At 65.2% G+C, this 6,976-nt stretch carries 4 protein-coding genes; all 4 read left to right on the top strand.

Annotated features, from left to right (window positions below):
• The coding region (locus ACFDS3_RS18005; protein ID WP_375263735.1) for a beta strand repeat-containing protein at positions 1-5,731 on the top strand (5,731 nt) is incomplete at its 5' end.
• The gene (locus ACFDS3_RS18000) at positions 5,728-6,135 is read left to right on the top strand and encodes a hypothetical protein (protein ID WP_375263734.1); all 408 of its coding nucleotides are present in this window, start codon (positions 5,728-5,730) and stop codon (positions 6,133-6,135) included. The genes ACFDS3_RS18005 and ACFDS3_RS18000, both read left to right, overlap by 4 nt.
• The gene (locus ACFDS3_RS17995; protein ID WP_375263733.1) at positions 6,128-6,538 is read left to right on the top strand and encodes a hypothetical protein; all 411 of its coding nucleotides are present in this window, start codon (positions 6,128-6,130) and stop codon (positions 6,536-6,538) included. The genes ACFDS3_RS18000 and ACFDS3_RS17995 overlap by 8 nt, the downstream gene beginning before the upstream one ends.
• Positions 6,535-6,885, top strand: coding sequence for a DUF1353 domain-containing protein (locus tag ACFDS3_RS17990; RefSeq protein WP_375263732.1), 351 nt, complete (start codon positions 6,535-6,537; stop codon positions 6,883-6,885). The genes ACFDS3_RS17995 and ACFDS3_RS17990 overlap by 4 nt, the downstream gene beginning before the upstream one ends.
• Positions 6,886-6,976: the final 91 nt, after the last annotated feature.

The raw sequence follows: 6,976 nt of genomic DNA, 5'->3' as shown, positions 1-6,976 counted from the left end.
AGCCCGTCTGGCCTCGCTCGATGCCGCCAAGCTCACCGGCACCGTCAACGAGGCGCGCATTGCGGGTCTCGCTGCCTCGAAAGTCACGGGTCAGCTCTCCGACAGCCAGATCGCCGCCGTGGCGACCACGAAGCTCACCGGCCAGATTGCCGACACGCAGATCGCCCAGATGTCGGCGACGAAGCTGCTCGGCACGGTGCCGGAGGCGAATCTCGCGTCCCTCGCTGCCTCCAAGATCACCGGCACCCTGTCCTCGGCCCAGATCGCCTCGCTCGAAGCGGCGAAGGTGAGCGGCCAACTGACCAACGCCCAGATCGCCGACGTCGCTGCCTCGAAGATGACGGGGCAGGTGGTCGCTACGCAGATCGCTGATGCTGCGATCACCGCGGCCAAGCTGACCTCGGGACTGAAAGCGATCGAGATCGTCTCGACGCTGCCGGGTACGCCGCACACGCAGGGCCGCACGGTCCTGCTGACCACCGACAACAAGATCTACCGCAACACGGGCTCGGGCTGGACTGCCGCCGTCGCCTCCGCTGACATCTCGGGGCAGATTGCGGCAGCTCAGATTGCAGCACTCGAAGCCTCGAAGATCACCGGCACCCTGACCTCGGCCCAGATCGCCTCGCTCGACGCGGCGAAGCTGACCTCGCAGATCACCTCGACCCAGATCAGCGACAACGCGATCAGCAGCCCGAAGATCGCTGCCGGGGCCGTAACCGCAGGCAAGGTGGGGGCGAACGCCATCACCGCCAACGAGATCGCGGCAGACTCGATCACCACCGCCAAGATCGCCGCCAACGCGGTGACCGCTGCCGAGATCGCCGCCGGAGCCATCGTGGCGGGCAAGATCGCCGCCGGGGCCATTGTTGCCGCGGACATCGCGTCGGGTGCGATCACCACCGCCAAGCTGGCCGCGAACGCTGTCACTGCGAATGAGATCGCCGCCGGGACCATCACGGGTGCCAAGATCGCTGCTCAGACGATCTCCGGCAGCAACATCATCACCGACACGATCACCGCCACCCAGCTCGCCGCTGGTGCCGTCACCGCAACCCAACTGGCTGCTGGCGCGGTCACGGCCGGCAAGATCGCCGCCAACGCCGTCACGGCCAACGAGATTGCGGCGTCCACGATCACGGGCGCGAAGATCGCGACCAACACGATCACGGCGACCCAGATCGCCACCGGTGCGATCACGGCAGCAGAAATTGCCTCGGGTGCGATCACCACAGCCAAGATCGGCGCTGGTGCGGTAACCGCCGCCGAGATCGCCGCCGGGGCCATCGTGGCAGGCAAGATTGCCGCCGGGGCCATCGGTGCCGACGAGATCGCCGCTAACACCATCGTGGCGTCCAAGTTGGTGCTGGGCGACCTGACCAACGCCTATGGCGACTACGACATGGTCGACCCGGGCTTCTACAGCTCGACCACGGGGCACGGGGTCAGCTTCATCGGGACGACCTCGGGTAGCCTCGGCAAGAAGTACGGACAGTCGTCGGGGGCCTCTGGGGCAGGCGTCGAAATTTCCATCGAGACCCTGTGGCAGCCGCTCGACACTTCGGGTGATCTGCTGGTTCAGGGTGGGGTCTGGTTGTCCAGCACCACGGCCAACTCGACGGGCACGTTGGAGATCGAGTTCGGCTCCGTCGACACCGCCGGTGTCGTCACCCCAACCCGGCGCGTTCTCGTCGGCAGCCGCTACAATTCCAGCTCGGCCAACGCCTTCACAATCTACGAGACCAACACCAGCTCGGAGAAGGTCTTCCGCTTCGTTGTCAGCCGCGACACGGCAGGCACCGCTGCTCTGCACTTCGGCGGCTTCGTCGTCCGCCGCCGGGCCAACGCCCAGATGATCGTCGACGGCTCCATCACGACCGCCAAGCTGGTCGCAAACGCCGTCACGGCGAACGAGATCGCCTCCAACGCCATCACGAGCGCGAAGATCGCCGCCGGGGCCATCACCGCCGGAAAGATCGCCGCTGGCACCATCGTCGCCGCCGACATCGCCTCCGGTGCGATCACCGCTGGGAAGATCGCTGCTGGCACGATCACCGCCAACGACATTGCCGCCTCGACCATCACGGGTGCGAAGATCGCGGCCAGCACGATCACCGGCAGCAACATCGTTGCCGACACGATCACGGCGACCCAGCTGGCAGCCAGTGCCGTCACCGCCACCCAACTGGCTGCGGGCGCGGTCACTGCCGGAAAGATCGCCGCTGGTACGGTCACGGCGAACGACATCGCCGCCGGTACGATCACAGGCGCGAAGATCGCGGCCAGCACGATCACCGGCAGCAACATCGTCACGAACACGATCACGGCCACGCAGATCGCCGCCGGGACGATCACGGGTGCGGAGATCAAGGCCGACGCGATCACCGCGACCCACATCGCCGCCAACGCCGTGACAGCGGAGCAGATCGCCGCCTCCGTGATCACCGGCTCGAAGATCGCTGGTTCGACGATCACCGGCTCCAACATCGCGGCCAACACGATCACGGCGACCCAGATCGCGGCCAACACGATCACGGCCACCGAGATCAAGGCGGGAACGATCACCGCGGCCGAGATCGCCGGTTCGACCATCACCGGCTCGAAGATTGCGTCCAATACGATCACGGCCACGCAGATCGCGGCGAGCACCATCACCGCTGCCGAGATCGCGTCCAACGCGATCACCACGGCGAAGATCGCTGCCGGCGCGGTGGGTGCCGACCAGATCGCGGCTGGTTCGATCATCGCGAAGAACCTCGCGGTGACGGACTTCACGAACCTCGTGCCGAACGGCTCGGCGGACGACATCGACATCTCTGGCATGTGGAACACTCCGACCAGCGGCGGCACCTTCACGGTGGCGGCAGGGCTTGGTGTCTCCGGGGCCAACGCCTTCAAGCTGGCGAAGGGGTCGGACCTCGCGAGCGAGACATATACCACAATCTCTCCGGGTTACTTCATTCCGATCGAGGGTTCGGAAAAGTACTACGCCGAGACAGCTCTTTGGACGGACGGCACGGCCACGACCGCAGGCGCATACTTCCGCGTCTACTGGTACGACAAGAGCAAGGTCTACATCGGCTACGCAACCATTGCCAACAACGTCCCGATGACCGCAACGAAGGTGCAGTACAGCTTGGTGCTTACTGCCCCGTCCAGCGCGCGGTACGCGACCATCCGAGTCTACAACGGTAGTGGTCAGACCACGACGAAGAACGTCTACTTCGACCGCTTCGTCCTGCGCCTGATGAACGGCGCGCAGCTGGTCGTGGACGGAACGATCCAGGGCAAGCACCTGTCGGCGGACACGATCACCGCCCGTGAGATCGCCGGAGGCACGATCACCGCCACCCAGATCGCGTCGGGCACCATCACCGGCACCCAGATCAAGGCCGACACGATCACCGCGACCCACATCGCGGCCAGCACGATCACGGCGACCCAGATCGCCGCCGGTACGATCACGGGCGCGAAGATCGCGGCCAGCACGATCACCGGCAGCAACATCGTCACGAACACGATCACGGCCACGCAGATCGCCGCCGGGACGATCACGGGTGCGGAGATCAAGGCCGACGCGATCACCGCGACCCACATCGCCGCCAACGCCGTGACAGCGGAGCAGATCGCCGCCTCCGTGATCACCGGCTCGAAGATCGCTGGTTCGACGATCACCGGCTCCAACATCGCGGCCAACACGATCACGGCGACCCAGATCGCGGCCAACACGATCACGGCCACCGAGATCAAGGCGGGAACGATCACCGCGGCCGAGATCGCCGGTTCGACCATCACCGGCTCGAAGATTGCGTCCAATACGATCACGGCCACGCAGATCGCGGCGAGCACCATCACCGCTGCCGAGATCGCGTCCAACGCGATCACCACGGCGAAGATCGCTGCCGGCGCGGTGGGTGCCGACCAGATCGCGGCTGGTTCGATCATCGCGAAGAACCTCGCGGTGACGGACTTCACGAACCTCGTGCCGAACGGCTCGGCGGACGACATCGACATCTCTGGCATGTGGAACACTCCGACCAGCGGCGGCACCTTCACGGTGGCGGCAGGGCTTGGTGTCTCCGGGGCCAACGCCTTCAAGCTGGCGAAGGGGTCGGACCTCGCGAGCGAGACATATACCACAATCTCTCCGGGTTACTTCATTCCGATCGAGGGTTCGGAAAAGTACTACGCCGAGACAGCTCTTTGGACGGACGGCACGGCCACGACCGCAGGCGCATACTTCCGCGTCTACTGGTACGACAAGAGCAAGGTCTACATCGGCTACGCAACCATTGCCAACAACGTCCCGATGACCGCAACGAAGGTGCAGTACAGCTTGGTGCTTACTGCCCCGTCCAGCGCGCGGTACGCGACCATCCGAGTCTACAACGGTAGTGGTCAGACCACGACGAAGAACGTCTACTTCGACCGCTTCGTCCTGCGCCTGATGAACGGCGCGCAGCTGGTCGTGGACGGAACGATCCAGGGCAAGCACCTGTCGGCGGACACGATCACCGCCCGTGAGATCGCCGGAGGCACGATCACCGCCACCCAGATCGCGTCGGGCACCATCACCGGCACCCAGATCAAGGCCGACACGATCACCGCGACCCACATCGCGGCCAACACGATCACGGCGACCCAGATCGCCGCTGGTACGATCACGGGCGCTCAGATCAAGACCGATACGATCACGGCGACCCAGATCGCTTCGGGCACGATCACGGCGACCCAGATCGCCTCGGGCACGATCACCGGCTCGAGGATCGCGGGGCGGACGATCACCGCTGGCCTGATTGCGTCGGACACGATCACCGCCAACGAAATCGCCGCCTCGACGATCACGGCGACCCAGATCGCCGCTGGCACGATCACCGGCTCGAAGCTCGCCGCCGACACGATCCAAGCCAAGCATCTCGTCATTGGCAGCCGGGCGATCTCGCTGACGGGCATCGAGTTCGAGCACAACAGCCCGTCCACCAACCGCGCCGACTGGAACTCGGGCTCCATCGTCTACACTGACGACGATGGCGTTGAGCAGACCAGAACCATCGCGGCTGGCAGCACCTCCACTTGGACCTCGGGTGTGATCTACATCTACTGGATCAAGGACACCGGCAACTTCAACACCACGACGAGCCGCACGGCAGCAACCGGCACGGATCGTCGGATCATCGCGACCTACGAAGGTGGCACCAAGCTCGATGCCGATTATGGTCGGACCATCGTGGACGGCTCGAAGATCAAGACGGGCACGATCAACGCCAACCGGCTCGAAGCCAAGACGATCACCGCCGCCAAGGGCGTGATCGGCGACTTTGCCGTGGATACCCTGCAGATCGCGGGCAACGCCGTCTCGACCAACAAGTCGGTCCAGCAGCTCCACTCCACCCCGGTCTATACCTCGGGCTGGTCTACCGTTCTGAGCAAGACGGTGACGCTTGAGCACGACGCGGATTACATCTTCATCGCCGAGGTCGACAGCCGGGGGGAGAGCAACTCCACCTCGACCTTCACCCAGATCCGCATCACCGTGCGCGGCACCCAGCTGCGCCAGCGGACGTATTCGAGCTACGGCTGCCCGATGATCGGCATGGTGTCGGGCATGGGGTATTTCACTTCCGGGTCGGCCCTCATCGAAATCGAATACGCCGCTTCCGGCCTCAGCAACTCCTCCACCGGGCGGGGGTGCTACGGCGTTCAGGTCCACGTCATCGGAACCGTCAAATGAGCCTCAACATCGCAGTCGGCATCTTCAACGCCACCACCGGCTTTCTCACTGGCACCTTGCGCGTCACGCCCGAGGAAATCGAGATGAACGTCGAGCCGGGCGAGGTCTGGTTCGAGGGCATCTACGACCCAGAGAAGCACTGGTATGACGGCACCGGGCCGGCTGCGCGCCCGGCCCGGGTCGAACTGCCGGAGGCCGGTGTGGCTCCGTTCGATCTCATCCTCGATGGCTTGTCGCCGGGAGCCGCCATCGCGATCGCCAACGAGGCGGGCGACGAGCTGGTGCTCACAGCCGCCGAAGGCCCGCTGACGCTCACCGATGCGGGTGTCTACACCATCAAGGTCGACGAGGTGTTTCCGCACCACTCGATCTTCCAGCATAAGATCACGGTGACCCATGCCTAGCTTCGGCCAGAACCTCGCCTCCCTGCGCACTCTCGCGATCGCTGAGGTGAACAACGCGATCGGCCAGACCCGTTCGCGCTACATCACCGTCATCCCCGGCCAAGAGATGATCTACGCCGAGAAGGAGAAGGAGGCGCTCGAGTATATCCGCCAGTCGGGCGAGCACGCCATGGTGCCGCTCGATGACTTCCCCCTGATCGCCTCCGAGGTCGGCATCACCGCCTCCACCGCCTATGAGGTCGCGCAGATCGTGGCCTATCTTGGGGCCGCGTGGCGTCGTACCGCGGCTGCGCTCGACAAGCTCCGGCTGGGCGCGATCCGCCGCATCGAGGAGACGACCTCCCGGCTCGAGATCGACGCCGCGGTGGCCGAACTGAAGACCTCGCTCGAGACCTTCAAATGAGCCTCTACACCAACACCGGCTGGTTCTGGAGCCGCGCTGCGGACGGAGCCTATCATGCCGACACCCCTCTGGTCTGGGAGATCGGCAAGCCGGGGTCGCGCCTCGCGGTGGTCGTGCCGAGGGGGGCGCGGTTCGACGTGAGTGTGCCCCGAGGGCTGCGCTGGATCGTGGACCCCGACGACACCCGCTTCCTGAAGGCCGCGGCCCTGCACGACACCCTGCTGGCCGAGGGCTGGGACCGGGTCACAGCCGGGGCGATCTTCCACGAGGCCCTCCGCGCGGACGGCGTCACTTCACCCATGCGGCTCGCCATGTGGCTGGCCGTCAGCCTTTGGAAATGGACCTGACATGACCCTCAAGAACAAGGGCATCATCGCCTACGGCACCGAGGAGGATCGCCAGAAGCTGGCGGTCCTTTCCCATCTGGCCGGCAAGTCG

Origin of the sequence: Palleronia sp. (assembly GCF_042089775.1) — a bacterium.
Classification (GTDB): Bacteria; Pseudomonadota; Alphaproteobacteria; order Rhodobacterales; family Rhodobacteraceae; genus Palleronia.
The sequence above is the reverse complement of the archived record's forward strand: the minus strand, read 5'-3'. Positions and strand labels throughout refer to the sequence as shown.

Excerpts from the sequence above, each read along its gene's own strand:
- ACFDS3_RS17990 (WP_375263732.1), top strand. The coding sequence starts at position 6,535 with ATGAGCCTCTACACCAACACCGGCTGGTTCTGGAGCCGCGCTGCGGAC.
- ACFDS3_RS17995 (WP_375263733.1), top strand. The coding sequence starts at position 6,128 with ATGCCTAGCTTCGGCCAGAACCTCGCCTCCCTGCGCACTCTCGCGATC.
- ACFDS3_RS18000 (WP_375263734.1), top strand. The coding sequence starts at position 5,728 with ATGAGCCTCAACATCGCAGTCGGCATCTTCAACGCCACCACCGGCTTT.